The organism is Angustibacter peucedani, from assembly GCF_054779595.1.
Window position 1 is genome coordinate 1 of sequence record NZ_BAAGXY010000172.1, and the last position, 1,200, is coordinate 1,200.

At 80.8% G+C, this 1,200-nt stretch carries 1 pseudogene; it reads right to left on the minus strand.

Going from position 1 to position 1,200, the window contains the following annotated elements:
* A pseudogene (locus ACYVJ4_RS18550) lies at positions 1-1,200 on the minus strand (chromosome segregation protein SMC); the annotation flags it as partial.

Below are 1,200 nucleotides of genomic sequence, written 5' to 3' on the forward strand. Positions count from 1 at the left end.
GCCTGCGCGTCGCGCTCGTCGCGCTCGTCCGTGGACGGCTCGCCGCGCAGCTCGAGCTCGGCCTCGGCGGTCGCGAGCCGCTGCTCGCGCTCGGCCAGGGCCTCGCGGTCGGCGACCAACGCATCCTCGGCCGCCTGCGCCGAACGCCGCAGGCGCTCGGCCTCGGCGTGGGCGGACCGCACGGCCGCACCGAGCTGGCCGAGGCGCTCGGCGACGGCGGCGTGCTGCGCGTCGGAGTCGTGCAGACGCTCCAGCGCGGCCTCGACCCGCTCGAGGGACTGCTCGGCCTCGCGCTGGGCCGCGGCGAGGGCGAACCGCGCCTGCTCGGCCCGGTGCGTGGCGGCGGCCGCCGCGTCGCCGGCCTCGTCGGCCGCGGCCTGCACCTCGAGCAGGCTGGGCGCGCTCGCGGACCCGCCGCGCACCAGCCCGGGAGCCAGCACGTCGCCGTCCGGGGTGACGGCCGTGCAGTCGGGCAGCGCGCGCACCAGCGCCTTGTCGGCCTCGAGGTCGCGGACGACGGCGACCCGGGTGAGCAGCTGCTCCAGCGCCGCGCGCACGGAGTCGGGGGCCTGGACGAGCTCGCGGGCCCAGCGGGCGCCGTCCGGCAGGGCCGGCCAGCGGGCGGGGTCGTCGAGCGCCGAGCGGGTGCCGCCGACGACGAGGCCGGCCTGACCGGCGTCGGCCGAGCGCAGCAGGCGCAGCGCGCCCACGGCGGCGTCCAGGGAGTCGACCGCCACGGCGTCGGCCGCGGCACCGAGCGCGGCCGCGACCGCCTGCTCGTGACCGCCCTCGACCGTGAGCAGGGTGGCGACCGAGCCGAGCACGCCGCTGACCCGGTCGCTGGCGGCGAGCAGCGCGCCGCCGCCGTCCTTGCGGGCCAGGCCCAGCTCGAGCGCCTCGCGGCGGGCGGTCCAGGTGGCGCGCTCGCGCTCGGCGGCCCGCTCGCTCTCGCGCAGCCGCTCGACCTCGGCCTCGGCGCGCTCGAGCGCGGCGCTGGCCTGCTCGTGCTCGGCGTCCAGGCCCTGGTCGCCGCGCTCGACGCCGGCGACCTGCGACTCCAGCCCGGTGAACTCGCGCTCGGCCTCGGTGCCGCGGGCCTCGGCCTCGGTCAGGGCCGAGGCCAGCCGGCCGGCCTCGACCTCGGCGGCCGCGATCCCGCTGCGGCGGGCGCCGACCTGGCCGGACAGCCGGGCCAGGCCC